At 67.9% G+C, this 25155-nt stretch carries 18 protein-coding genes and 4 pseudogenes; 6 read left to right on the top strand and 16 right to left on the bottom strand.

The window, feature by feature from the left end; translation table 11 throughout:
* Positions 1–25: 25 nt before the first annotated feature.
* The 6 genes from AC1RRV_RS00910 to AC1RRV_RS00885 all read right to left on the bottom strand — a co-directional run bounded on the left by AC1RRV_RS00910 (position 26) and on the right by AC1RRV_RS00885 (position 7182).
* Positions 26–1366 carry a spinster family MFS transporter gene (locus tag AC1RRV_RS00910; RefSeq protein ID WP_492857699.1) on the bottom strand — a complete coding sequence of 447 codons (1341 nt, stop codon included), beginning with the start codon at positions 1364–1366 and terminating at the stop codon, positions 26–28.
* A gap of 88 nt (positions 1367–1454) precedes the next feature.
* Positions 1455–3695 carry a TonB-dependent receptor gene (locus tag AC1RRV_RS00905; protein WP_492857698.1) on the bottom strand — a complete coding sequence of 747 codons (2241 nt, stop codon included), beginning with the start codon at positions 3693–3695 and terminating at the stop codon, positions 1455–1457.
* A 172-nt stretch (positions 3696–3867) separates the two neighbouring features.
* Positions 3868–4578 carry a TetR/AcrR family transcriptional regulator gene (locus AC1RRV_RS00900; RefSeq protein WP_492857697.1) on the bottom strand — a complete coding sequence of 237 codons (711 nt, stop codon included), beginning with the start codon at positions 4576–4578 and terminating at the stop codon, positions 3868–3870.
* A gap of 89 nt (positions 4579–4667) precedes the next feature.
* Positions 4668–6131, bottom strand: a complete 1464-nt coding sequence (locus AC1RRV_RS00895; protein WP_492857696.1) for a carotenoid oxygenase family protein — start codon at positions 6129–6131, stop codon at positions 4668–4670.
* An 11-nt stretch (positions 6132–6142) separates the two neighbouring features.
* Entirely contained in the window at positions 6143–6580 is a 438-nt protein-coding gene (locus tag AC1RRV_RS00890) for a DUF2141 domain-containing protein (RefSeq protein ID WP_492857695.1), read from the bottom strand.
* Between the two features lie 38 nt (positions 6581–6618).
* Positions 6619–7182, bottom strand: a complete 564-nt coding sequence (locus AC1RRV_RS00885) for a DUF2306 domain-containing protein (protein ID WP_492857694.1) — start codon at positions 7180–7182, stop codon at positions 6619–6621.
* Positions 7183–7243: 61 nt separating this feature from the next.
* Between AC1RRV_RS00885 and AC1RRV_RS00880 the strand changes: the two genes are divergently transcribed.
* Positions 7244–8071, top strand: a complete 828-nt coding sequence (locus tag AC1RRV_RS00880) for a LytTR family DNA-binding domain-containing protein (protein WP_492858093.1) — start codon at positions 7244–7246, stop codon at positions 8069–8071.
* Between the two features lie 358 nt (positions 8072–8429).
* Here the strand turns inward: AC1RRV_RS00880 and AC1RRV_RS00875 are convergent.
* The 5 genes and pseudogenes from AC1RRV_RS00875 to AC1RRV_RS00855 form a co-directional block, all read right to left on the bottom strand.
* Positions 8430–9050: pseudogene (locus AC1RRV_RS00875) on the bottom strand (methyl-accepting chemotaxis protein); the annotation flags it as partial.
* A gap of 393 nt (positions 9051–9443) precedes the next feature.
* Positions 9444–10196 (bottom strand): annotated as a pseudogene (locus tag AC1RRV_RS00870) (MCP four helix bundle domain-containing protein); the annotation flags it as partial.
* Positions 10197–10505: 309 nt separating this feature from the next.
* A complete protein-coding gene (locus AC1RRV_RS00865; protein WP_492857693.1) occupies positions 10506–11915 on the bottom strand; it encodes an efflux transporter outer membrane subunit in 1410 nt (469 codons plus the stop codon).
* Positions 11915–15097, bottom strand: coding sequence for an efflux RND transporter permease subunit (locus tag AC1RRV_RS00860; protein WP_492857692.1), 3183 nt, complete (start codon positions 15095–15097; stop codon positions 11915–11917). Before AC1RRV_RS00860 ends, AC1RRV_RS00865 begins: the two co-directional genes overlap by 1 nt.
* Before the next feature lie 155 nt (positions 15098–15252).
* A complete protein-coding gene (locus AC1RRV_RS00855; RefSeq protein WP_492857690.1) occupies positions 15253–16434 on the bottom strand; it encodes an efflux RND transporter periplasmic adaptor subunit in 1182 nt (393 codons plus the stop codon).
* Between the two features lie 408 nt (positions 16435–16842).
* On the opposite strand from AC1RRV_RS00855, the gene AC1RRV_RS00850 reads away from it, so the two are divergent.
* The gene (locus AC1RRV_RS00850) at positions 16843–17478 is read left to right on the top strand and encodes a TetR/AcrR family transcriptional regulator (protein WP_492857689.1); all 636 of its coding nucleotides are present in this window, start codon (positions 16843–16845) and stop codon (positions 17476–17478) included.
* A gap of 49 nt (positions 17479–17527) precedes the next feature.
* Here the strand turns inward: AC1RRV_RS00850 and AC1RRV_RS00845 are convergent.
* Both AC1RRV_RS00845 and AC1RRV_RS00840 read right to left on the bottom strand, forming a co-directional pair.
* Positions 17528–17615, bottom strand: a pseudogene (locus AC1RRV_RS00845) (hypothetical protein); the annotation flags it as partial.
* 21 nt (positions 17616–17636) lie between these two features.
* Positions 17637–18383, bottom strand: a complete 747-nt coding sequence (locus tag AC1RRV_RS00840; protein ID WP_492857687.1) for a helix-turn-helix transcriptional regulator — start codon at positions 18381–18383, stop codon at positions 17637–17639.
* A gap of 93 nt (positions 18384–18476) precedes the next feature.
* Between AC1RRV_RS00840 and AC1RRV_RS00835 the strand changes: the two genes are divergently transcribed.
* Positions 18477–19661 carry an acyl-CoA dehydrogenase family protein gene (locus tag AC1RRV_RS00835; RefSeq protein ID WP_492857686.1) on the top strand — a complete coding sequence of 395 codons (1185 nt, stop codon included), beginning with the start codon at positions 18477–18479 and terminating at the stop codon, positions 19659–19661.
* A 108-nt stretch (positions 19662–19769) separates the two neighbouring features.
* Positions 19770–22205 (top strand): TonB-dependent receptor, encoded by a 2436-nt coding sequence (locus AC1RRV_RS00830; protein ID WP_492857685.1) that lies wholly within the window; start codon positions 19770–19772, stop codon positions 22203–22205.
* A gap of 71 nt (positions 22206–22276) precedes the next feature.
* Here the strand turns inward: AC1RRV_RS00830 and modB are convergent, their stop codons facing one another.
* Positions 22277–22951 (bottom strand): molybdate ABC transporter permease subunit, encoded by a 675-nt coding sequence (modB, locus tag AC1RRV_RS00825; RefSeq protein ID WP_492857684.1) that lies wholly within the window; start codon positions 22949–22951, stop codon positions 22277–22279.
* Between the two features lie 2 nt (positions 22952–22953).
* Positions 22954–23709 (bottom strand): molybdate ABC transporter substrate-binding protein, encoded by a 756-nt coding sequence (gene modA / locus AC1RRV_RS00820; RefSeq protein ID WP_492857683.1) that lies wholly within the window; start codon positions 23707–23709, stop codon positions 22954–22956.
* 69 nt (positions 23710–23778) lie between these two features.
* Here modA and AC1RRV_RS00815 point away from each other — a divergent pair, with 69 nt between their 5' ends.
* Positions 23779–24549: a TOBE domain-containing protein gene (locus AC1RRV_RS00815; RefSeq protein ID WP_492857682.1), complete on the top strand. Its 771-nt coding sequence runs from the start codon at positions 23779–23781 to the stop codon at positions 24547–24549.
* A 21-nt stretch (positions 24550–24570) separates the two neighbouring features.
* Positions 24571–24642, top strand: a pseudogene (locus tag AC1RRV_RS00810) (hypothetical protein); the annotation flags it as partial.
* A gap of 61 nt (positions 24643–24703) precedes the next feature.
* On the opposite strand, the gene AC1RRV_RS00805 reads toward AC1RRV_RS00810, so the two are convergent.
* Positions 24704–25147 (bottom strand): MarR family winged helix-turn-helix transcriptional regulator, encoded by a 444-nt coding sequence (locus AC1RRV_RS00805; protein ID WP_492857681.1) that lies wholly within the window; start codon positions 25145–25147, stop codon positions 24704–24706.
* Positions 25148–25155 lie beyond the last annotated feature (8 nt).

The raw sequence follows: 25155 nt of genomic DNA, 5'->3' as shown, positions 1-25155 counted from the left end.
AAGCCCCTTCCGCCAAGGGTTTTCCTCAGTCCACCCAGTCGCGGTCCAGCCGGCGCGAGGCCAGGAAGAACAGCAGCGCCGCCAGCAGGTAGAAGCCCATGCCGGTATAGATCGCCCAGCGCAGCGACTCCGCGCCGAACACCGGCTTCAGCACGTCCGACACCTTGCCGAAATAGTAGATGCCGACGGCGATGCCGAGGAGGTTGTTGATCAGCAGGAAGAGCGCCGACGCCGTCGTCCGCATCGGGGCCGGGGCCAGGTGCTGCACGGCGGCCGTGATCGGTCCCAGCCAGGCCAGGTTCAGACCGGTGGGGATCAGGAAGATCACGAAGGCCAGGGTCAGTGACGCCTGCCCACCCAGGCCGCCGACCAGCGAGCCGCTGTTCATCGCCAGAAGGAAACAGGGCACCGAGATCAGGAAGGCCACGGCCGGGGTCAGCGGATAGCCGGCCTTGGACTTCGCGCCCAGCCGATCGGCCATCACCCCGCCCATCCAGATGCCCGCGACACCGCCCAGGAAGGCGATGCCGGAGTAATACCAGGCCGTCTGGCTGAGGGTCAGGCCCAGGCTGCGCATGAAGAACGACGGCAACCAGGCCGCGACGCCGTAGCCGCAGACCGACGACGAAGCCGCGCCCAGGGCCAGCAGCCAGAAGCTGGGCTTCCTGGCCAGCAGCCGAACCACCTCGCCCAGCGGCGCGGCCGGGGCCGGAGCGACCGGCGGCGCGCCCGCGACGCGATCGGCGCCGCCGCGCGCGGGGTCGCGCATCACCAGGCGGAAGATCGGGGCCAGCAGCACGCCCAGCAGGCCGACGACGATGAAGGCCGTCCGCCAGCCGTAGTGCACGGCCAGCAGGCCGCCGACCAGGGTGCCGGCCGCGGTGCCCAGCGGGATGCCGAAGGCGTAGGCCGCCAGGGCGCGGGCCCGCTGGTGCTTGGGGAAATAGTCCGAGATCAGCGAATAGGCCGGGGCCACGCCGCCCGCCTCGCCGATGCCCACGCCCATCCGGGCCATGAACAGGTGGCTGAAACTGCCGACCATGCCGCACAGGGCGGTGAAGCCGCTCCACAGCGTCAGGGCGGCCGTCATGATCCAGACGCGGCTGAAGCGGTCGGCCAGCCAGGCGATCGGAATGGCCAGGGTCGTATAGAGCAAGGCGAACGCCAGGCCGCCCATCAGGCCGAACTGGGCGTCGGTCAGGCCGAACTCGTCCTTGATCGGCTTGGCCAGGATGCCGAGGATCTGCCGGTCCAGGAAGTTGAAGGTGTAGGCGAGGATCAGCATCGCCAGGACCAGGTAGCGATAGTTCGCACCCTGGACTTTCGCCCCGGTCTTCACCGGCGCCTCGATCCGTTCTTCGCTCATGCCTTCGCCCCCGTTACGCGACCACGCACATACAAAAAGGGCGGGGCCTGTTGCAGCAAGCCCCGCCCAAACTAGTCGCCTAGATTTCTTAGAACGCCACCTCGATCGAGCCGGCGAAGGTGCGCGGCGGGCCGTAGAAGCCGATCACCGAGTTGTTGTAGGTGGCCCCGGCGAAGTTGTAGCCGCCGGTGCGGTACTTCTCGTTGGTCAGGTTCTTGCCGGTCAGGGCCAGCTTGTACTTGCCGCCCGGCGCGGTCCAGATCGCCGTCAGGTCCACCAGGGTGAAGGCCTTCTGGTCGAGCTGCGGCAGAGGCAGTTCAAACTGCTGGTAGGCGTCGCGGTAGCTGACCATCGGGGTGATCGCCAGGGCGCCGCCCGCCAGATCGCCGCGCCAGGTCAGGCTGACATTGCCCGTCCATTCCGGCGTGTTCTGGAAGCCGTACAGGTCGGCGACGTTGATCACCTGGCCCGTCGCCAGCACGGTCGACGGGTTCAGCGGGTTCGGCGCGCCGGCCGGCACGAAGCGGTTGAAGCTGTCGTACTTGGCGTGGATGTAGCCGAGGGCGACATTGGCCGACAGTTGCGGAGTCAGCTTGGCGTTGGCTTCGAACTCGACGCCGTACAGGGTCGAGGCGCCGGCGTTGTCGACCGAGCTGGCGATGCCCGAGGGCACGACCACCTGGGTCGTGACCTGCTGGTCGGTATATTTCGACAGGAAGGCCGCCGACGAGAACGAAACCCGGCGCTCCATCAGATAGCCCTTCAGGCCGGCCTCGTAGGTCTTCACGACTTCCGGCTTGTAGCCCTGGGTCGTCTGCGGGGTGATGAACGCGTCGCCGCGCATGTCCCAGCCGCCCGACTTGTAGCCCTTCGAGAACGAGGCGTAGGTCGTCAGGTCGTCGTTCAGCTCGTACGAGGCCGAGATGCGCGGCGTGAACTGTTCGAAGGTCTTCTGGGCGTCGTAGTTCGTCCGCACCTGCAGGATCGGACGCAGCGCGCCGCCCTGGTAGGGGGTCGGCGTCGCGCCGAGATAGAAGAAGCGATAGACGTTGGCGCGCTTGTGGTCGCGGGTGGCGCGGGCGCCCAGCGAGACCTTGAAGCGGTCGGTCAGGTTGGCGCTGAAGTCGAAGAACGCCGCGAAGCTCTGGGTGTTGACCTTGCCGCCGTCGGCGATGGCCACGCCCAGATTGCCGGCGATGGTGTCGAACTCGCCCGAGGCCTGGCTGTTCATATAGTACAGGCCGAAGACGCCCTGGACGTTGTCGTCCGAATAGACGACCTGCAGTTCCTGCGAGAACGAGCGGTCGTCATAGGTGGCCGGGATGTCCAGCGTCGGCAGCGGCGTGCCGTCGAAGTCGATCACCGTCTTGGTGTGACCGCGGCGATTGGCCGTGATCGACTTCAGGCTGACCTTGTCGGTGGCGTCCCACTGGCCCGTCAGCGACAGGCCCTTGGTCATCACGTGGTTCTTGTCACCCAGGCCGGCCTGGGTGTCGTAGGTGTCGAGGATCGGATAGCTGCCGGCGGTCGGCAGGGTCTCGCGGTGGCCGTGACGCGGGTTCGAGTCGTCCTCGACCCGATCATAGGCCAGGCGGAAGAACAGGTCCTCGGTCGGCCGGTACTCGGCGCTCAGGCGATAGGCCTCGACGTCCTTGTTGTAGTGCTCGGCGCCCGTCGTCAGGTTCTTGCCGTAACCATCGCGCTTGTAGAGGGCGTAGGCCCCGCCGATCGACAGGCCGCCGGCGATCGGCGTCTGGGCCGAGACCAGCAGGTCGGTCTGGTTGTAGCTGCCATAGGTCGCCTTGATCTTGGCGCCGGCCTCGTCGCCGAGGCGCTTGGTCACGTACTTGATGGCGCCGCCGATGGTGTTGCGGCCGTACAGCGTGCCCTGCGGGCCGCGCAGCACTTCGATGCGTTCGACGTCGAAGATGTCGAGCACCGCGCCCTGCGGGCGATAGATGTAGACGTCGTCGACATAGAGACCGACGCCGGGCTCGAAGCCCCACAGCGGATCCTGCTGGCCGACGCCGCGGATGTAGCTGATCAGGGTCGAGTTCGAACCGCGAGCGGTCTGCACCGTGATGTTCGGGGTGGTCTGCGACAGGACGGTGATGTCCGTGCCGCCCGAGCGCTCCAGCTTCTCGGCCGAGAAGGCGGAGACGGCGACCGGGACGTCCTTGAGGTTTTCCTCGCGACGACGGGCGGTGACGACCACCTCGTCCACCGAGGCCGTATTGTCAGCAACCGGAGCCTGTTGCGCCGACGCGGCGCCGGCGATCGTGCTCCACGCCGCGCCAGCCAGCAGCGCGGCCTTCCACATCGAAGTCATGGGGTTCCCCCTCCCTTGCGTTCCGCCCGTCCGAGCCGGTTCCGTCTTTGGCGGACGCGCGCTCGGGGTTCGCCATTTCATCGAACAGCGAATTGCGATCACAATCGCCCGAACCGGCGTCGGACGCCAGCACTTTTTCACCAAGTGATGAAAATGGGCCGCGGGCGGAAGGTCAGCCGGAGGACGAAGCCTTGCGCTGCTTGGCGATCACGGCCTCGAAGCCGGCCGCGCAGTACGAGAACAGGCGCTGGCGAACCGCCTCCAGATCGCTCGAATGACACTCGCCTTCCGACAGCGAGTCGATCCGTCCGGTCTCGGACAGGGCCAGCATCATCGATCCGGTCAGGAACTGATAGCACCAGTAGAGGTCGCGATACTCGGCCTGGGGACAGACGCTCTTCAGCGTCTCTACCAGGCGATGAACGACGGGGTCGAAGAACCGGGCCATGGTCTCGCCGCCCCAGGCCGGGGTGTTGTTCACCTGGGCCACCAGGGCGAAATAGCTCTTCCAGCCGGGACCGCCGTCCTGGGAAATGCGCAGCAGCGGATCGATGAAGGCCTCGATCACGCCTTCGACGGTCATGGTCCCGGTATGGGTCTTCAGATAGGCGTCCATCGACGCCTCGCGGGCCTGGTTCAGGATCTCGGCCCGGCGCAGGAACACCGAGTCGAACAGCTCGCGCTTGGCCCCGAAGTAGTAGTGGATCAGGGCGGTGTCGACGCCGGCCTCGGCCGCGACCTGACGGGTCGTCACGCCATAGAAGCCGTGGCGGGCGAACAGGCCCTCGGCCGCGTCGAGGATGGTCTCCTTCAGGTCCAGGCCCTTGGCCTTGGACGGACGGCCCCGCCCGCCGGAACGGGCGCGAGGTTTGGCTGCGGTCATGAGGACGGGCCCGCCGTGGTTGCGCTCCGTCCTCGGATAGGCGCATCCACGGCGCGCTGGCAAGGACCAGCGTTGTGTCAGGCATCGTCTCACGCCTGGGCGAACACCCCGTGGAAGGTCACCGGCAAGGCCACGGGCGCCCGCCAGGCCGCGATCGGCCCCTGCTGGACACGACGCGCATCGAACACGTGAAGCTCGGTGGCCTTGGCGTCCAGATTGACCGTCGTGCCGACCAGCCAGCCGTCGAATTCCTCGTTCGAGCCGGGGCGCGGAACGAACACCATCTCCTCGACCAGATGCCGCGGGCCGAAGTCGAAGACCTGGTCGCTGTCCTTCTTCCAGTCGCGCACCGCCACGCTCTGGAACAGCGGACGATCGGGCCGCTCGTTGGTCACGTGGACGGAATAGCGGCGCGGCTGGCCGGCGAAGCGCGGGTCCGAGCGCGGGAACTCGGCGCTGACCGCCTCCTTGGCGAACTCGCCCTTGCCGTCGGCCCGCAGGGTGATCAGAGCCCGGCGCGGCGGAGCGCTCCGGACGGTCTGGCCGCGCAACAGCGCGCCTGCGTTGACCGCCGTGCCCGACGGGTCGTTGTCGACACAGGCGTCGAAGCGGATGGTCCCGTCGCGCTCTTCCCAGGCGTCGCCCAGGTGGAAGAAGAAGAACGGCGGCAGGTCGAAGACCCGGCGCTTGGACAGGTCGTCCTTGTCCAGCACCAGCACCTGGGTTCCCAACTCCGGTTTCCAGGCCATGGCGTTGGCGACCGGCATCACGAACCGCTCCTGCACCCAGGGCTGGAGCACCAGCACCAGATGGCGAGCCGTCGCCGTGAAGTCGTGCATGTAGCTGGCGCGCGGCAGGCCGATCATCTCGGCCTTGAGCAAGGCACCGTCCGGGGCCAGCTTCCAGACCACCGCCTGCTTGCCGCCCAGGCCGATGTTCCAGATCGTCCCGTCGGGCTGGACGCGCGGATGCGCCAGGAACGGCATGGCCTTGAGGTCCGGCCGCAGGGTCTTGCAGCCGCGCGTTTCCAGGGTGGCGGGGTCGAGGACGGTCGGCGAACCGCCCTCCCACAGGGCCCACAGTTCGCCGCCGGCCATCAGCACCGAGGTGTTGGCGGCGTTGGCGTCGTCGGGGCCGGTGATCACCGAGCCGGGCCCGGCGGCGGTGCCGTAGCCGGGCGTGATCACGGCATTGGCGGCGCTGTCGTTGCGGCGCTTCACGGTGTCGACGAAGCGGGCGCTCATCCGCGCTTGCCCGTCGGCGATCTGGAACTTGCGGACCATGCCGTCGCCATCGAACCAGTGGCCGACCGAGCGACCCGGACGGTGGAACTTGGCCGGGCCGTTGCGGAACAGGGTTCCCGTCAGCTCGGCCGGGGCGCGGCCATGCAGACGAGCCATAGCGGTCGGCGCGACGTCGGCCTCCACATCGGCCAGGCCCAGAGCCCAATCCGCGGCCTTGGCGTTCGCTGCCGCCGCCCAGACCGCCTCCGGGGTGAGCAGGGAGGCGCCGCCCATCAGGGCCGCGCCGCGCAGGAAGTCGCGTCGATCCATGGTCCCCGCCCCTACTTCAGATGAATGGCTTGGGTGTTGGCGCCGGCCCTCACCTCGAAGGCGGCGGCGTCGAACGTCGGCGGCCCCATGTTGGGCTGGGCGTCGCGGGAGAAGCCGTAGGGCTCGACCGGCAGGCCGAACGGGTTCGTGCCCATCTTGCCGTTGTCGTCGACGTCCTGGAACGCACGGACCGCATAGGTCCCGGGCGGAAGGGCGACGACCTTGGCGGCGGCCGGCGTGTCTGCGGCCGAGGCCATGGCGACGCGGGCCGGCTTGCCCGAGGCCCAGCCCTGGGCGCTGTCGAACACGGCGATCATCACCTTGCCTTGGGTCGACTTGAGCGCCGGAAAGGTCAGGGTCAGGTCGCCGAAGGCTTCCTGGGCGTGGGCGGCCGAGCCCAGGGCAGCGGCGGCGATCAGCGCGAGGCCGAAGGTGCGGAAGATGGTCATGACGAAGTCCTTGTTGTGGATTTGAAAGGGATGGGGGATCAGCCCAGGAACACGGTCCAGAGCAGGCGTCCGGGGATGAAGGCGAACAGGCCGGCCAGAAGCAGACCGCCCACGAACATGCCGGTCATGGCCCGGCGATGGGTCGCGACCTTGCCGCGCTTGATCGCGTAGACCGCGCCTGGCAGGCCGACGATGGTCCAGCCCGACAGCAGGTGGATGAAGCTGAAGGCGCCGTGATTGATCTCGCGGATGAACAGCGAGCTGACCGCCGTCGCGCCCATGGCCAGCACCCAGGTCCAGCCCAGCAGCTTGTGCAGGGCCGTGCCCTTCACCCGCATCATCAGCACGATACCGATGCAGAGGGCGGTGAGGGCCGAGGTCAGGTGGACTTGGACGACCAGCGGCGCGGCCGCGATCCGCGACAGGTCCGGGGCGTGGGGCTGGAAATGAACTCGCTCGGCGAACGCCGCGATGGTCGCGGACAACGTGGGCGACGCCAGGGCGACGATCAGGACGGCCGCCCCGACACCGAAAGCGGCGTTGCGCAGGCCAGCCCCACGTTCTGAAGCGCCTTGCGAAATTGACTTGCCGTCCACGGCCATCTTCCTTCACTCCGGTTCGGGCGGGGCGGTAGATCGCCTCGCCGTCGAAAACCTGAGTGGAGTGGGCGGGCCCGTGTCTCAATCGTCGTTGCGTCAGTCGCCGGCTTCGTTTCGCGAATGGCTGGCCGACGCCGTTCACGCTTCGCGAATGGTCATGACCACCAAGGAGAGCCTGCGGGGTTTCGCGGTGTCGGCGGCGGCCGGCGTGTTCCTGGCCCTGATCGGCGCCTTCGGCACCACCGAAGTGCCGGTGGTCCTCCGCCTGGCCTATTGGACCGGCCTGTGCCTGGCGGGGGCGGTCGTCGGCACGGGGGTCAGCCACTTCATTGGCCGCGAGGGTCGGGCGGACGCGCGGCCGTGGCTTTATGGCGCGGTGACGGCGCTGGGGGTGACCTTGCCGTTCACGGTGGTGGTATGGCTGGTCAGCGAGCTGACCTTCATCGGCCACCTGCGCCCCAGGGCCCTGCCGCTCTATCTGGGGCCGGTGTTTATCGTCTCGGTGGCGATGACGGCCCTGAACTTCTTGGTCCAGCGACGGCCGGTCGAGACTCATGCCGCCGCGGCGGGCGCGCCGGCGCCGCGTTTCCTGGACCGACTGCCGGCCAAGCTGCGCGGGGCCGAGCTCTACGCCGTCGAGGCCGAAGACCACTATCTGCGCCTGCACACCTCGCGGGGGCAGGACCTGATCCTGATGCGCCTGTCCGACGCCGTGGCCGAGCTGGAGGGGATCGAAGGCGCCCAGACCCACCGCTCGTGGTGGGTGGCCAAGACGGCGGTCGAGGGCGCCCAGCGCGGTGACGGCCGGGCGACGTTGCGCCTGAAGGGCCACATCGAGGCGCCGGTCAGCCGGGCCTATGCGAAGGCGTTGCGCGAGGCGGGGTGGTTCTGAGGGACGAGTTCAGACACCTCCGGAACGATCAAAATACCCGCCTTCCTGGGCCTTGTGCCCAGGACCCATGCGTCCGCTCGCGCTGACTGGCCGCACGCACGACCACGCTGGCGGAGCGCACTGATCACCTCATTATCTGGCCCAACCATGTCTTCCTGGGCGCAAGGCCCAGGAAGACATGGATTGGAGCGGTGAAGGATAGTGCTCCTTAGAACTCTTCCCACTCGTCGATCTTCGGCGCGGCTGAGCCCGGACGGGCGGCGACGCGCGGCGCGGGCCGATAGGCCGTCGGGGCCGGCCTCGGCGCGGGCGAGCGCGAGGCGACGGCCGAACCCGCTGGGGCGGTTGCGCGCTCCTGGCCGACGGTGAACTGGCCCATCAGCTGGGTCAGGTTGTCGGCCTCGCGCGACAGGGCGTGGCTGGCGGCCGTGCTCTGTTCGACCATGGCGGCGTTCTGTTGGGTGGCCTGGTCCATCTGGTTCACGGCCACATTGACCTGCTCCAGACCGGTGGCCTGCTCCTGGGCCGAGGCGGCGATTTCGGCGACGACGCTGTTGATCTGGCCGACTTGGGCGACGATCCGCTCGAGGGCCTCCCCGGTCTTGCCGACCAGGTCCACGCCGGAGCCGACCTGCTGGCTCGAGGCGTTGATCAGGGCCTTGATCTCCTTGGCCGCTTCGGCCGAGCGCTGGGCCAGGGCCCGGACTTCCTGGGCGACGACGGCGAAGCCACGGCCGGCCTCACCGGCGCGAGCGGCCTCGACCCCGGCGTTCAGCGCCAGCAGATTGGTCTGGAAGGCGATCTCGTCGATGACGCCGATAATGTTGCCGATCTGGGCCGAGGACTTCTCGATCTCGCCCATGGCCGCGACGGCTTCGGCGACAACCTGGCCGCCGCTCTCGGCGTCGGTCTTGGCCGCGCCGACCACGCGGCGGGCTTCCTTGGCGCCTTCGGCGGTGCGCTTGACGGTCGAGGTGATCTCTTCCAGCGCCGCCGCCGTCTCTTCCAGACCGGCGGCCTGCTGCTCGGTGCGGCGAGCCATGTCGTCGGAGGCGTTGGTGATCTCGCGGCTGCCGGCGCGGATGCCGTCGGCATTGCCGACGATCACCTTCATGGTGTCCTGCAGCTTGGTCAGGGCGGCGTTGAAGTCGTCCCGCAGCTTTTGATACTCGACCGGCAGGTCCTCGTTGACGCGATAGGTCAGGTCGCCCTGGGCCAAGCGGTCGAGGCCGACGCCGAACGACTGCACGACCAGTTCCTGCTGCTCGGCGATGGCCTTGGCGGCGATGGCCTGGCGCTCGGCTTCCGAGCGCGCCTTGGCCTCGGCGGCCTCGGCGTCGGCGCGCAGCTTGGCGATGGCGTTTTCCTTGAACACCTGGACGGCCCCGGCCATCAGGCCCAGCTCGTCCTTCTGCCCAACGGCGGGAATGGCGACACTGTTGTCGCCGTCGGCCAGGCGACGCATGGCGCCGGTCATGGCCTGCAGCGGCGCGGAAACCTTGCGAATGACGACATTGGTGGCGAAGGCCATCAGGCCGGCGGCGATCAGGGCGATGACGCCCATGACAGCCGTGGCGATCGCGCCAGCGGTCTTGGCGGCCGCGCCTTCCTCGTGGGCGACCCGCGTCTGCAGGTCGACCAAGGCGCCGACATTGGCGGTGACCGGATCGATGGTCGGATAGAGCTTGGCGTCGACGAAGGCCTGCAGGCCGGCGGCGTCATTGGCCTTCAACAGGCCCTGCAGCGTCTCGATCGTGGAATCGGCGGCGGGCAAGGCGGCGGTGACCTGATCGGCCAGCGCCTTCTCTTCGTCCGTCATCTTGGTGGCGGCATAGGCCTGCCAGTTCTTCGAGATGACCGACTTGGCGGCTTCGACATTCTCGGCGGCCTTGGCCATTGGCAGCTCGCCCGACCGCGCCTTGTGGGCGGAGTCGACGATGTTGACGGCGTACATGTCGCTGACGGCCTTCAGCTGCTGCATCGGCTCGACGCGGTCGGCGATCACCGACTGCATGCGCTGGTTGGCGACGCCATTGGCCACGAAGCCCGAAAGCCCGATCGCCACCATGCCGACGCCCAGCGCGGCCAAGCAGGCCAGAAGTCTCGCCTTGATAGTCCAGGTCATGGAAATCCCCCGCGGATGACCTCGACGGGAACGCCCCATGCCCGGGCGCTCTAACGTCGTTCATCGTGAAGAAGACCTGTGATTATTAACCAAAACCTTCACCGCAACCGCGCGTAGGGCGCCTGTTCCTGCAAGGATTTGCAGCTGCCTAAATGTTGCGCAGGCCTATGGAAAAATTCTCCCCTTAACCAAGAGTGGCGTTCGACGAACTGTCGAAGACCGCCGGGGGAAGGAGGAAATATCACCGCGGAAACCGGTGGTATTTCCTCCTGTGCGACAGGGTGACGCACTCATCCTGAAGTCGCCGGATCAAGCCTTCCAGCCGCCGCCCAACGCCTTGTAGATCGCCACGACATCGGTGTTGACGCCGGTCTCGGCGACGCTGAGGGCGTCCTCGGCCGCAAGTAGAGTGCGCTCGGCGTCGAGCAACACCAGGAAGTCGATGCCGCCTTCCTTGTATTGGATCCTGGCCAGCTCGGCCGCGCGGCGCGAGGCGGCCGCCTGGTCGGTCAGACTGTTCAGCTGGGCCTGCTGCTGGCGGTAGGAGACCAGGGCGTTCTCCAGGTCTTCCAGAGCGCGCAGCACCGTCTGGTCGTAGTTGGCCAAGGCCGCGTCGTCGCGCGCCTTGGCCGCGCGGAGGCGAGCGTGGGCGCTGCCCAGGTCCAGGGCCGGCCAGCTGACCGAAGGCGCCACCGACCAGGCCTTGCTGGCGCCGGCGCCGAAGCCCGCCGAGGTTCCCGACAGGAAACCGACGAAGCCGGTCACCGAGACGCGCGGGAAGAGATCGGCCGTCGCCACCCCCACCTGGGCGGTCTGGGCGGCCAGGCGACGCTCGGCCGCCTGCACGTCCGGACGCCGGCGCAGCAGGTCGCCGGCCTCGCCGATCGGCAGGGCGGTGACCAACGGGCGGGTGTCGACATCACGCGCAACAAGCAGCGCATCCAGCGCGCCGGGTCGCTGGCCGGTCAGGACGGCGAGCCGGTAGTTGGCGCGCTTCTCGGCCGTGATCAGGACTGGGATCGCCGCCTCGGTGGCGTTGAGGCGGGCTTGCGCCGACGCCACGTCGATCGGGCTGCCCGCCCCGGCGTCGAACCGAACCTTGGTCAGACGGACGGTCTCGCGCTGGGTCTCGAGATTGCGGGTGGCGACCTTGAGGCGGGCCTGGGCGCCGCGCAGTTCGAGGTAATTTCGAGCGACTTCCGCCGCGACCGTGACCTGGGCGTCGCGCAGCTCGGCCTGGGCCGCGCCGGCTTCGGCGCCCGCCGCCTCCACGCCGCGACGAACACGGCCGAAGAGGTCGATCTCCCAGCCGGCGTCGAAGCCGGCCTGGTAGGTCTGGCTCTCGACGCGCCGGCCGTTCGAGCCGGGCTGCTGCTGGTCGCTCTTCACATAGGTCCCATCGGCCGTGACGTGCGGCAGCAGGTCCAGCTTCTGCTCGCTGAACAGGGCGCGGGCCTCGGCGACGTGAGCGACCGCGATCTTCAGGTCGAGATTGGCCGAAAAGGCCTGGCCGACCAGCTGGTCCAGCACCGGGTCGCCGAACGCCTTCCACCATTCCGCCTCGGGATTGGCGGCGGTGAAGACGGCCGGGTCGGCGTTTTGGAAGGCCGCCGGCGGGGTCGCCGGCGCCTTGTAGTCCGGGCCCACCGCGCAAGCGGCGGCCGTCAGGGAGACGCCGGCGATCAGCGCGGCGCGCAGGGTGTGCTTGAGCAGAGACATTAGTGAGCCTCCACGGCCGGAGCCGCCGAATTGGCCGCCTTGGTCGCGGCCTTGCGGGCCGTGAAGCGACGGATGACGTAGTAGAAGACGGGCGTCAGGATCAGACCGAAGACGGTCACGCCCAGCATCCCCGAGAACACGGCCACGCCCATGGCGCGGCGCATCTCGGCCCCGGCCCCGTGCGACACCACCAGGGGATAGACCCCCATGATGAAGGCGATCGAGGTCATCAGGATCGGACGCAGGCGCAGGCGGCAGGCCTCCAGGACCGCCTGGAGCGGGCTGTCGCCGTGCTCCTCGCGCTCCTTGGCGAACTCGACGATCAGGATGGCGTTCTTACACGCCAGCCCCACCAGCACGATCAGGCCGATCTGGGTGAAGATGTTGTTGTCACCCTTGGTCAGCAGCACGCCCGCCAGGGCCGACAGCAGAGTCATCGGCACGATCAGGATGACGACCAGCGGCAAGCTCCAGCTTTCGTACTGGGCGACCAGCACCAGGAAGGCCAGCAGCACGCAGAGCGGGAAGATGTAGATCGCCGTGTTGCCCGCCAGGATCTGCTGGTAGGTCAGCTCGGTCCACTCGTAGCCCATGCCGTTCGGCAGCTCGGACTTGGCGATGTCCTCCAGAGCCTTCTGGGCCTGGCCGGTCGAGAAGCCCGTCGCCGGGCCGCCGTTGATCTCGGCGGTCAGCAAGCCGTTGTAGTGGCTCTCGCGGTCGGGGCCCGTCGCCTCCTTGAACGACACGAAGGCGCCCAGCGGGATCATCTGGCCCGCACCGTTGCGAGTCTGCAGGCGCAGCATCTGCTCGGGTTGCAGACGGAAGCTCTGATCGGCCTGGACGTTGACCTGGTAGGTGTGGCCGAAGCGGTTGAAGTCGTTGACGTACAGCGAGCCCAGATAGACCTGCATGGTCTCGAACAGATCGGTCAGGGACACACCCTGGGCCCGGGCCTTCTCGCGGTCGATATCGGCCTGGATCTTCGGCACGCTCACTTGATAGCTGGAGAAGATCCCCGCCAGGGCCGGGTCCTTCTGGGCCTTGGCGATGACGTTCTGGGTAGCCTTGTAGAGCTCTTCCTGGCCGAGACCCGCCTTGTCGACGATCTGCATCCGGAAGCCGCCGATGGTGCCCAGGCCCTGCACGGACGGCGGCGGGAAGACCGCGATCTGGGCGTCGGGGATACCGGCGAACTTCTGGTTCAGCTCACCGACGATGGCCGTGGCCGACATCGTCTCGCCGCGACGGTTCTTGAAGTCGTCGAGCGGGAAGAACACGGCGCCGGCGTTCGGGGCGTTGATGAAGCCGTTGGCCGACAGGCCGGGGAAGGCCACCGAGTGTTTGATGCCCGGCACCTTCATGGCGATGTCGCCCATCTGACGGATCACCGCCTCGGTGCGATCCAGCGAGGCCGCGTCGGGCAGTTGCACGACGGCGACCACATAGGCCTTGTCCTGCTGGGGCACGAAGCCGCCCGGGGTGCGGGCGAAGGCGAACACCGTCAGGATCAGCAGGCCGCCATATAGCGCCAGGGCGGCGGTCGAGCGGCCCAGGGTCTTGGCGACGCCGCTGACATAGCCGTTCGAGGCCTTGGCGAAGAAGCGGTTGAACGGGTTGAACAGCCAGCTCAGCGAGGCGTCGATCAGCCTCTGGAAGCGGTCCTTCGGCGCGTCGTGCGAGCGGAGCAGGACGGCGGCCAGGGCCGGCGACAGGGTCAGGGAGTTGATGGCCGAGATCACCGTCGAGATGGCGATGGTCAGGGCGAACTGACGGTAGAACTGGCCCGACAGGCCGCTGATGAAGGCGGTCGGAATGAACACCGCGCACAGCACCAGAGCCGTGGAGATGATCGGTCCGGTCACCTCGGTCATGGCCTTGCGGGTGGCGGCGGCCGGTTCGAGCCCGTTGGTGATGTTGCGCTCGACGTTCTCGACCACGACGATGGCGTCGTCGACGACGATGCCGATGGCCAGGACCAGGCCGAACAGTGTCAGGGCGTTGAGGCCGAAACCCAGCATCAGCAGGATCGCGAAGGTGCCGACCAGCGACACGGGCACGGCGATCAGCGGAATGATCGAGGCGCGCCAGCCCTGCAGGAACAGCACCACTACCAGCACGACCAGGATGATCGCCTCGATCAGGGTGTGGACCACCGAGTCGATGCTCTCCTGCACGAAGGCCGTGGTGTCGTAGATGATCTCGTAGTCGACGCCTTCGGGGAACTCCTTCTTGAGCTCCTTCATCGTCTTCTTGACCTCGGCCGCCATCTCCAGGGCGTTGGAGCCCGGGCGCTGGAACACCGGCACGGCGACGGCGGACTTGTTGTCGAGCAGCGAGCGCAGGGCGTAGTTGTCGGCCCCCAGCTCCACACGAGCCACCTCGCCCAGGCGGGTGATCTGGCCGTCCTCACCCGAGCGGACGATCACGTCGCGGAACTGCTCCTCGTCGGTCAAGCGCCCGGGGGCGTTGACCGAGAGCTGGAAGTCGGCGCCCGAGCCCGCATTGGGCGGCGCGCCCAGCTGGCCGGCGGCGACCTGGACGTTCTGCTCGCGCAGGGCCCGCACGACATCGCCGGCGGTCATTTGCAGGGCGGCCAGCTTTTCCGGGTCCAGCCACACGCGCATCGAATAGGAGCCCGCGCCGAAGATCTGCACGTCGCCGACGCCGTCGATCCGCTTCAGCCGATCGCGCACGTTCAGCTGCGCGTAGTTGCTCAGATAGAGCATGTCGTAGCGGTTGTTCGGCGAGATCATGTGCACGACCAGGGTCAGGTCGGGCGAGGCCTTGTTGGTCGTCACGCCGATGCGCTGGACCTCCTGCGGCAGCTTGGGCAGGGCCTGGGCCACTCGGTTCTGCACCTGCACCTGGGCCTTATCCAGGTCGGTGCCGAGCGCGAAGGTGACGGTCAGGATCATCGCCCCGTCGGAGGCCGACTGGGACGACTGGTAGATCATCCCCTCGACGCCGTTGATGGCCTGCTCCAGGGGCGCGGCCACCGTCTCGCCGATGACGGACGGGTTGGCGCCGGGATAGGCCGCGCGCACCACCACGGTGGGCGGCACGACCTCGGGATATTCGCTGATCGGCAGGCGCGGCAGCGACACGATGCCGGCGATGAAGATGATGATGGAGAGCACGGCCGCGAAGCGCGGTCGGTTCACGAAGAACTTGGAGAAATTCATGGCGAGCGCCTTTGAAAGGCAGATTGGGGGAGGAGCGGAAACGGGTACGCGTCGGATGCAAACAGCCCCTCCCCGCCATCCGGCGGACGACAGGGACCGTTCGAACCTGGAAAAAGACGCCCGGCTCGACATGCGAGCCGGGCGCTACGCTTCAGTTAGTTCTGGCCGATGGCTCGGCCGGCCTGCGCGACTTGGCGGCCGACGACCTCCAGTTGCGAGAGGTCGGCGAGGTCGGCCTTGACCCTGACCGGGGCGACGGTGTCGCCCGGCTTGACCTTCTGCAGGCCGCCGACGACCACCCGGTCGCCGGGCTTCAGGCCCTGGCGGATGATGCGGAGGTTGCCGGCCAGCGGCCCGATCTCGACCGGGCGGTATTCGGCCTTGTTGGCGCTGTTGACGACGATGACGTAGCGCTTGCCCAGGTCGGTCGCGATGGCGCGGTCGGGGGCCAGGGCCACCTCCTTCGTCTCGGCGCTGACCAGGCGGATGCGGGCGAACAGGCCCGGCGTGAAGCGGCCGTCAGCGTTGGCGAAGATCGCCCGGCCATTGATCGTGCCGCTCTTGGCGTCCAGGGCGTTGTCGATGAAGGACAGCTTGCCGACGTGCGGATAACCGTCCTCGGTCATCAGGCCCATATAGACCGGACCATTCTTGCCGCGCTCCGCCGAGGCGTACTTCAGGAAGGTCTGCTCATCCGCGTTGAACTCGGCATAGATCGGGGTGTCGGAGACCACCGTGGTCAGCAGGCTGGCCTGGGTGACCAGGTTGCCGCGGGTGATGATCACCTTGGAGACCCGGCCGTCGATCGGCGAGGTCACCCGGGTCCATTCCAGGTTCAGACGAGCGGTCTGGTAGGCGGCTTGGGCGGCCGAGACATTGGCCTGGGCGGCGCGCTCTTCCGACGACAGCCGGTCGAATTCGCTCTGGGCCAGGGCGTTCTGCTCGATCAGGCGGCGGCCGCGTTCGCGGTTGATGGTCGCCAGGTCCAGCTGGGCCTTGGCGCGCGACACCTCGGCGGCGGCGCGGTCGGCTTCTGCCTTGTAGGGGCGCGGATCGATCTGGAAGAGCACCTGGCCCTTGGAGACGCGCGCGCCCTCGGCGAACTGGGCGCCGTCGACATAGCCCGAGACCCGCGGACGGATCTCGACGGTGTCGACGGGCTCAAGGCGACCGGTGAAGTCGTCCCATTGGCGGAGCGACTTGAAGGCGACGTCGGTGACGGTGACCTGCACGGGCGGCGGGGCGGCGGCTTCCTGCTTGGCCTGGGCCGAGCAAGCGGCCAGCACGGCCACGGCGGCCAGGCCGGCGAAAGACGTGATGACGGGTTGGATACGCATGGGGGAGGACCCTGTCAGGCGGTGAAGCGTTAAGGCGGGGAGGATTTTGTTGTTATTCCCAGACGGGCCGCCGAGCGGAGCGTCGGGTGTTCGAAGGCCAGGTATCGCCGAGCGCGCGGACGGTCGCTTGGCCGATCCAGCGTCGGCTAGGGCCGGCTTGAGGCTTGAGGAAACCCAGAAAACCCTTGGAAGACTTGGTCTGGGGCGCGGCGGCGATGTCGCTGCTTTGAGGGGGCATTGGCGCGCGCTCCGTTTTTAGGGTTTAAGAACTGAAATGTCGCAGGGGCTGTTACTTGACCCGGGCGACCGGAAGGACGATTTAGGATGTGACGGGACCGTTCGGTATCATCGCTCCATGGCGGAGAGATACTGACCGGTAACTCGCACGTCAAGGAGAGGTCTGCCAAAATGGCGACAAGAAATTCTGGGGACGCTATCGGGGGCGACACGGAAACGGCGGCGGTCTGCGCGCCCGTGTCCAAGCGTCCGGCGCGTGACCGGATCTTCGAGACCGCCCGCGAGCTGTTCTACCAACACGGCATCCGGGCCGTCGGCGTCGAGACGATCGCGTCCGAAGCCGACGCCACCAAGATGACGCTCTATCGGAACTTCCCGTCCAAGGACGAGCTGGTCGCCGAGGTGCTGCGCGAGCAGGAGCGGGAGTACTGGGCCTGGTGGGAAGGCGTGACATCCTGCTGCTGCACCGACCCGCGCAAGCAGCTTGAGGCGATCTTCGACGCCTTCGAGACCAAGGCCTGCAACGCCGACATCCACGGCTGCCCGCTCTCGAACGCGGCGATCGAACTGCACGAGGAGAACCACCCGGCCCAGGTGGTCTCGGTCAACTATAAGAAGGAGCTGTACCGGCGCCTCAAGGAGTTGACCCGCAACGCCGGCGCCAAGGACGAGGATCTGGCGGACGCGCTGATGCTGCTGATGGAGGGCGCTTCAGGCGTACGGGTAACGCTCGGCGCCGGCGGACCGGTTCGCGCCGTGGCGCGGTCGGCGAAGGCGCTGATCAAGTACCATCTGGATGGGTGCTGAGGGTTCCCACCGCTCTAAAGCTAGGAACTCTCGTCATCCCGGGCGGCGAAGCCGACCCGGGACCCAGGGGCCACGCGCAGAGTGGCTGCCCCTGGGTCCCGGCTCTCCGCTTCGCTGCGGCCGGGATGACGATAGAATTTTGCGGGTAGGGACGCGCCCTAAGCCCCCGCCCCGATATAGCCCAGGCCCGCCGCCCGGTGGATCGCCTGGGCTCGGCCCGCCACCCGCAACTTCAACGCCGCGTTCTGGACGTGGAAGCGCACGGTCGGTCCTGAAATTCCGATGATTTGGGCGATGTCGGCGTCGGTCTTGCCGGCCGCCGCCCACTTCAGGCACTGGATCTCGCGCTTGGTCAGCCGCACGGGCGGTGCGTCGTCGTCCTGGCCGTCGCGATAGGCGCAAACCAGCCGCAGCGCCGCGCCATGCAGCTCGTCCGCCCGCGCCGCGTAGAGCGCAGGCAGCTCGGCCAACGGCTCGGACGCGGCCCACACCACAGCGCCGATCACGCCGCCGGTCAGATAGGCCGGCGCGATGATCGCCGACCGCACGCCGAACGCCTCGGCCGCCTCGCGAACCTCGATGGCTTCAAGGCGAGGCAACGGCCGCCAGCTGGAAAAGCGCCCCTGCTGGAAGAAGAACGGTTCGGCCGTGTAGCGGGCCGCCAGGATGAAGGGCGCACGCAAGGCGAAGGCGCGGTCGCGCCAGTAGCGCAGCGAGCTGTCCAGCCACTCGAACGTCGTCTCGGCCAGCGGCTTGCCGTCCGCGCCCAGCATCGGCTCGGGGCTGGAGATATCGGCGCTGGCGGCGACGTAGGGCAAGCCGATCTCGCGACCCAGGTCGCGAACCCGTTCGGCCAGGATCGTGACCCGCGCCAGGCGCTCGCCGTCGTCCGCCCTGCACAACATGGAGACGCCTTCCCTATCGGTTCCGATAGCTTGCGCGCCGCCCCCGCGTTTTCGCAAGTTTCCCCGACGACGCTGAAAGGGAGGAATGCGCCGGTGGATCTCGAACTATCGGCGGATGACCTGGCCTTTCGCGACGAGGTGCGCGCGTTTCTCGACGCGAACCTGACGCCCGCGCTGCGCGAGGCTGGCCAGCGGATGACCAGCGTCTTCTGCGACAAGGCCCACAGCCTGGCCTGGCAGAGGATCCTGCACGCCCGCGGCTGGGCCGCCCCGACCTGGCCCGTCGAGTACGGCGGCCCCGGCTGGAGCGACATCCAGCGCCATGTCTTCTTCGCCGAATGCGCCCGGGCCGGCGCCCCGAACCTGGCGCCGATGGGCCTGCGCATGGTGGCTCCCGCGATCATGGCGTTCGGCACGGCCGAGCAGAAGGCCCGCTACCTGCCGCGCATCCTGTCGGGCGAGGACTACTGGTGTCAGGGCTACTCCGAGCCGGGATCGGGCTCGGACCTCGCCTCGCTGCGGATGCGAGCGACACCCGACGGCGATGATTACGTCCTGAACGGCTCGAAGATCTGGACCACCCACGCCCACTGGGCGACCCACATGTTCTGCCTGGTCCGCACCGCGACCGAAGGCAAGCCGCAGGCCGGCATCACCTTCCTGCTGGTCGAGATGGACCGGCCGGGGATCCGGGTCGACCCGATCGTCACCCTGGCCGGTGAGCACGAGGTCAACCAGGTGTTCTTCGACGACGTCCGCACTCCCCGGGCCGACCGGCTGGGCGCCGAGAACCAGGGCTGGACCGTCGCCAAGCACCTGCTGGAATTCGAACGCGGCGGCGGCTACGCGGCTGGGCTGCACGCGGGGCTGGAGCGGTTGCGCGGGATGGCCGAGGCCGAAGACCTCCTTGATGATCCCCACTATCGCCGCCGCCTGGCCGAGGCCGAGATCGGCGCCCTGGCCATCGACATGACCGAACGCCGGGTGCTCAGCGCCCTGGCCGCCGGCGGCAAGCCAGGCCCCGCCTCGTCGATCCTAAAGACCCAAGGCTCGGAGCAGCTTCAGCGGCTCGACGAACTGGCCGCAGAGGCCATCGGGATCTACCTCGCTCCGCACCAGCCCAAGGCCCGCGAGGCCGGCTCGAACGAGACGCCGATCGGCCCAGAGCACGGCCTGACGACCATGGCCCGCTACCTGAACAACCGCGCTGCCTCGATCTATGGCGGCTCCAACGAGATCCAGCGCGACATCATCGCCAAGCTGGTCCTGGGGCTCTAGCGCCCACCTCACCTATCGATTCCGATAGCTTGTTACGCGAGTGGCCCAACCGCACGCTCCCGTCAGAGCTCGCGTCCAATGCAGGCGCGGCCAGAGGGAGGTAAACGCATGCCAGGACCTACGCGCCTGACCTTGACCCTGAGCGTGTCGGCGCTCGCCTTGCTGATGGCGGCCCCCGCCTTGGCGCAGACCCAGCCGGCGAAGCCGGACGAAGCCCTGACGATCGACACCTTGGTGGTGACGGCCCAACGCCGCGAAGAGACCGCCAACAGCGTCGGCATGCCGATCCAGGCGTTCAGCGGCGAGGCCCTGCAGCAACTGCGGGTCACCGATCCCAAGGATCTCTCGACCGTCGCGCCCAGCTTCACGGTCAGCCAGAGCTACCAGGGCGTGCCGACCTATACGCTGCGCGGCATCGGCTTCAACACCATCAACCTGTCGGCCACCTCGACGGTCGGCACCTATTGGGACGAGGTCGCCTACGCCTATCCGTTCATGAACACCGGCCCGATCTTCGACCTGGAGCGGGTCGAGGTGCTGAAGGGGCCGCAAGGCACGCTCTATGGCCGCAACACCACCGCCGGCCTGATCGACTTCGTCACCAACAAGCCGACCGAGCAGTTCGAGGGCTCCCTCACCGCCGAGGCCGGCAACTACAAGACCTACAATCTGGAAGGTTTCGTCAGCGGCGCCTTCGGCCCGCGCGTCCAAGGCCGCGCGGCCTTCCGCAGCGAGAACAGCGACAAGGGCTGGCAGGTCAGCAACACCCGCGGCGAGCGCCAGGGCAAGATCGATCGCGACGGCTGGCGGCTGTCCCTGGCCATGCAGCCGACCGACACGATCGAGGTCGAGGCCAGCTATTCCGGCTGGCGCAACAAGTCCGACACCGTGGTGGCCCAGGGCATCGGCTTCACGCCCGCCACCGCCGCCAGTCCGTTCAACGCGCCGGGCATCGTCAGCTACATCGCCGCCAACGCGCCGACCAAAGCCTCGCAAGGCGACTGGGCCCCGCTGTCGACGCGCGGCGTCGATGTCGGCGTCGGCAAGGGCATCAGCGATCCGCTGCGCGAGAACGACCAGTTCCACGCCGGCAAGCTGCGGGTGAGCTGGGACCTTTCCGACAAGGTCCGGATGGTCTCGCTGACCAGCCTGAACCGCCTGACCCGCAAGGCCGTGTTCGACTGGAGCGGCGCGCCCTACGAGGTGCTGATCCAGAAGGCCCATGGCGACATCAAGTCGGCCGCCGAAGAGCTGCACTTCGAGGGCTCGACCGACAAGGGTTCGTGGCTGGTCGGGGCTTATGTCGCCCACGACAAGATCTATGACAGCAACCGCACCCTGCTGGGCCAGAACGCCAATGTCGGCACGATCCGCTATGTCGGCTCGACCCTGCTGGCCTCGCCGTTCAACAGCTTCGGCTACACGGCCCTGCAGATGAGCCAGGCGTTCCGCACCTATGAGGACGTCGGCAATATCTCGACCGACACCTGGAGCGTGTTCGCCAACGCCGACCACCAGCTGACCGACGCCCTGAAGCTGACCCTCGGGATCCGCTACAGCCAGGACAAGCAGGACTATGTCGGCTGCTCGCGCGACTCCGGCGGCTCGATGCTGCCCAACGTCAATGTCGTGAACCGGGCGCTGTTCGCCGCCGCCTACGGCCTGGTCGCGCCGATCAGCCAGGGCGGCTGCAACACCTTCGACCCGGTCAAGAAGAGCTTCGGCTTCGTCTCGTCGAAACTGGACGAGAACAATATCGCCTGGCGCGCGGCCCTGGACTGGAAGGCCTCCGACGACGTGCTGGTGTTCGGCTCGATCTCGCGCGGGGCCAAGGCCGGCGCCACGCCGATCAACGCCGCCAACATCTCGACCCAGAACGCCCCGGCGCGGCAGGAAATGCTGACCGCCTACGAGCTGGGCGTGAAGGCGGGGCTGTTCAATCGCCGCGTCCAGGCCAATGTCAGCGCCTTCTACTACGACTACACCGACAAGCAGCTGTCGGTGTACTTCGCCGACCCAATCTACACAGCCCTCTCGCGGCTGGCCAACGTGCCGGAAGGCGAGGCGTACGGGCTCGATGGCGACATAACCTGGCGCGCCAGCCGCGCCCTGACCTTCATCGCCTCGGCCACCTGGCTGCACACCGAGGTCAAGGGCTACACCGGCATCAATTCCGCCGGGAAATCGCAGAGCTTCGACGGCGCGCCGTTCCTCTACAGCCCCAAGTTCCAGGGCGGGCTGACGGCCCTGTTCCACCAACCGGTGGGCGATGGCCTGGAGCTGAACGCGGCCCTGAACGGCCGCTGGCAGGAGAAGTCCCACGCAGACCTGGAGGGCAATCCGCTGTTCGTGATCGACAGCTACGGCCTGCTCAACGCCAGCATCGGCATCGGCGCGCCTGACAAGGGCTGGGACCTGTCGATCTGGGGCCGCAACATCACCAACGAATATTATTGGAGCGCCGTCAGCAGCAACGCCAACGTCGTGGTCCGTTTCCCGGGCAAGCCCACGACCTACGGCGCGTCGCTCACCTGGAAGTTCTAGTCCGCGTTTTCCCTAACTCGGTAGACTGGAGCGCGGCGTCCCCGCGCTCCTCTTTTTTGGGCGCTCCTTCTTTATGAGCGGGTGCGCAGCAGGATCTTGGAACGCGCCTCCAGGGCCAGCAGGGCAAATAGCACCGCGAAGGCGAAGGCCAGCAGCAGCAGCGACAGGCGGTGCGCCTCGCCCCATTCAAGCCCTTCCACGAGACGGTAGATTTCGGTCGACAGCACCGTGGTCTCGCCGGGGATATTGCCGCCCAGCATCATCACCACCCCGAACTCGCCGACCGTATGGGCGAAGGTCAGGATGGCGGCGGCGACATAGCCCGGCAGGGCCAGCGGCAGCGCCACCCGCCAGAAACTCTGCCACCGCGAGGCGCCGAGGCTGGACGCCGCCTCCAGCGGTTCGTCGCCGATGGCCAGGAACGCGTTGCGCAGCGGCTGCACGGCGAACGGCAACGAATAGATCAGCGAGCCGATCACCAATCCCTCGAAGGTGAAGGCCAGGGTCCGCACCCCGAACGGCTGCATCAGGAGCATCAGCGGGCTCTTCGGTCCCAGGGCGATCAGCAGGTAGAAGCCCAGCACCGTCGGCGGCAGCACGATCGGTAGGGCGACCAGGGCGGTCACGGGCGTTCTCAGGGCCGAGCGCCCCCGCGCCAGCCACCAGGACAGCGGCGTGGCCACGACCAGCAGCAGGATCGTGGTGATCCCCGCCAGCTTGGCCGTGAGCCACAGGACGTCCGTCATGCTCAGCGAACCTCGTAGCCGTAGCGCTTGATGATCGTCTTGGCCTCACCGCTCTTCAAGAACTTCAGGAAGGCCTTGGCCGCCTCGCTGTCCGCGCCGGTTTTCAGCAGCACGGCTTGTTGCTCGATCGGCGTGTGGTTGGCGGCCGGCACGATCCAGCGCGAACCGCCCTTCTCGTCCACGACCTGCGACAGCGCCACGAAGCCAAGCTCGGCCGCGCCGGTGTGGACGTACTGATAGGCCTGGGTGATCGACGAGCCCGTGACGATCTTCGGCTTCAGGGCGTCGTACAGCTTCAGCTTGGTCAGGGTCTCGACCGCCGCCTGGCCGTAGGGCGCGGCCTTGGGATCGGCGATCGCCAGCTTCTCGAACTTGCCGCCCGAGAGCACCTTGCCCTTCGCGTCCACCAAGCCCGGCGTCTTGCTGAACAGGACGAGGCGGCCGGTGGCGTAGGTGAAGCGCGAACCCGGAACCGCCAGACCCTCGGCCTCGGCCTTTTGCGGGCGCTCGACATCCGCCGACAGGAAGACCTCGAACGGCGCGCCATTGGCGATCTGGGTGTAGAACTGGCCCGACGAGCCGAAGCTGAGCGTCGCGTCGTGCCCCGTCCTGGCCTTGAACTTGGCGGCGATTTCCTTGGCGGCTTCCGTGAAGTTGGCCGCGACGGCTACCTTGGTCTCGCCGGCGAAGGCCGCGCCGCCCAGCAACGACAAGGCGCCGGAAAGCGCGGCGATCAGCATCGGACGGCGGGCGATCATCTGGTAATCCTAGCTCGCTGCTACGGTTATGCAGTTCAACTACATAACGATGAAATCGAGACCCGACCAGTGAGTGACGACTCCGACTTCAGCGCCTCCCTGATCCTCAAGCGCGGCGGCCTCGCCCGCGTGGGCCTGGAGCGCATCGCCCTGCTGGAAGCCGTAGCGCGCCTGGGCTCGATCAGCGCCGCCGCCAAGCAGGTCGGGCTATCGTACAAGGGCGCCTGGGACGGGGTGCAGGCGCTGAACAACCTGTTCGACGAGGCCCTGGTCAGCGCCGCCCCAGGCGGCAAGAGCGGCGGGGCCGCTGAGGTCACGCCGCGCGGCCAGGCGGTGATCCGCGCCTTCCGCGCCGCCGAGCGCGAGGTGGGCGCGGCGTTCGCACGCTTGGAAGCGGACCTCTCGGGTGACGCCGAGATGCTGTGGAGCTTGGGCCTGCGGACCAGCGCCCGCAACGCGCTGCGCGGTGCGGTCACGGCGGTCGAGGGCGACGGCGTGACGGCCGTGGTGACCCTGTCGCTGGGCGAAGGCCTGTCGCTGCGCTCGTCGATCACGCGGCGCAGCGTCGAGGACCTGGGTCTCGCGCCTGGCCGTCCGGTGATCGCTCTGATCAAGTCCAGCTTCGTCCGACTTGGGGACGGAGACGGCGACAATCGGCTAGCGGGCGAGATCGTCGACCGTGAGGCCGGCGAGGCCTCCGCCGAGGTGACCATCGCCCTGGCCGCCGGGAAGTCGCTGGTGGCGACGTTGAAGCCGGATGACGCTGGATGGGCGCTGGAGGTTGGATCGCACCTGGAAGTGCGCGTCGCTTCTTCCGACATCATCTTGGCCGTGGACTAGAGATAGCCAACCCAATCTCGTCATCCCGGCCGCAGCGAAGCGGAGAGCCGGGACCCAGGGGCCAATGCAGTGCGGTTACCCCTGGGTCCCGGATAGCCTCTGCGAGGCTTCCGGGATGACGAGGGGTTTATGGCTGAGGGGGAGTCAGAGGCCCCTAGGCGATCGTTCGCAGCCCGGTCCGTAGCGCTTCGGCCTCACCGTCCAACTCCTCGTCCACCTTCCCATGCTCCCGCGCCCAGATCGGCAGGGCCTGGGCGAGCACGGCGCGGCCGTCGGGGGTCAGGCTCAACACCCGGGCGCGGCCGTCCTTGGGGTCGGGCGCGATGGTCAGCAGGCCGCGCCGCTCCAGCGGCTTCAGCGCCGCGGTCAGGGTGGTGCGGTCCATGGCCAGCAGGTTGGCGACCCCGCCCAGCCCCGCGGGCTCGGGCCGGTTCAGCGACATCAGCAGCGAGAACTGGCCGTTGGTCAGGCCGACCGGCCGCAGGGCCTCGTCGAACCGGCGGGCCAGGGCCCGGGCGGCGCGCTGAACGTGCAGGCACAGGCACGTATCGCGGACATGGAGCGTCGTCTCGAAGGGAATCGCGACCGGCTTTGACATGGCCAAAT

The sequence above is a fragment of the Caulobacter sp. GW821-FHT11E10 genome (genome assembly GCF_058808375.1).
Note: the sequence above shows the minus strand (reverse complement) of the source record. Positions and strands in the feature narration are given on the sequence as shown.

Excerpts from the sequence above, each read along its gene's own strand:
- AC1RRV_RS00910 (WP_492857699.1), bottom strand. The coding sequence starts at position 1,366 with ATGAGCGAAGAACGGATCGAGGCGCCGGTGAAGACCGGGGCGAAAGTC.
- AC1RRV_RS00905 (WP_492857698.1), bottom strand. The coding sequence starts at position 3,695 with ATGACTTCGATGTGGAAGGCCGCGCTGCTGGCTGGCGCGGCGTGGAGC.
- AC1RRV_RS00900 (WP_492857697.1), bottom strand. The coding sequence starts at position 4,578 with ATGACCGCAGCCAAACCTCGCGCCCGTTCCGGCGGGCGGGGCCGTCCG.
- AC1RRV_RS00895 (WP_492857696.1), bottom strand. The coding sequence starts at position 6,131 with ATGGATCGACGCGACTTCCTGCGCGGCGCGGCCCTGATGGGCGGCGCC.
- AC1RRV_RS00890 (WP_492857695.1), bottom strand. The coding sequence starts at position 6,580 with ATGACCATCTTCCGCACCTTCGGCCTCGCGCTGATCGCCGCCGCTGCC.
- AC1RRV_RS00885 (WP_492857694.1), bottom strand. The coding sequence starts at position 7,182 with ATGGCCGTGGACGGCAAGTCAATTTCGCAAGGCGCTTCAGAACGTGGG.
- AC1RRV_RS00865 (WP_492857693.1), bottom strand. The coding sequence starts at position 11,915 with ATGTCTCTGCTCAAGCACACCCTGCGCGCCGCGCTGATCGCCGGCGTC.
- AC1RRV_RS00860 (WP_492857692.1), bottom strand. The coding sequence starts at position 15,097 with ATGAATTTCTCCAAGTTCTTCGTGAACCGACCGCGCTTCGCGGCCGTG.
- AC1RRV_RS00855 (WP_492857690.1), bottom strand. The coding sequence starts at position 16,434 with ATGCGTATCCAACCCGTCATCACGTCTTTCGCCGGCCTGGCCGCCGTG.
- AC1RRV_RS00850 (WP_492857689.1), top strand. The coding sequence starts at position 16,843 with ATGGCGACAAGAAATTCTGGGGACGCTATCGGGGGCGACACGGAAACG.
- AC1RRV_RS00840 (WP_492857687.1), bottom strand. The coding sequence starts at position 18,383 with ATGTTGTGCAGGGCGGACGACGGCGAGCGCCTGGCGCGGGTCACGATC.
- AC1RRV_RS00830 (WP_492857685.1), top strand. The coding sequence starts at position 19,770 with ATGCCAGGACCTACGCGCCTGACCTTGACCCTGAGCGTGTCGGCGCTC.
- modB (WP_492857684.1), bottom strand. The coding sequence starts at position 22,951 with ATGACGGACGTCCTGTGGCTCACGGCCAAGCTGGCGGGGATCACCACG.
- modA (WP_492857683.1), bottom strand. The coding sequence starts at position 23,709 with ATGATCGCCCGCCGTCCGATGCTGATCGCCGCGCTTTCCGGCGCCTTG.
- AC1RRV_RS00805 (WP_492857681.1), bottom strand. The coding sequence starts at position 25,147 with ATGTCAAAGCCGGTCGCGATTCCCTTCGAGACGACGCTCCATGTCCGC.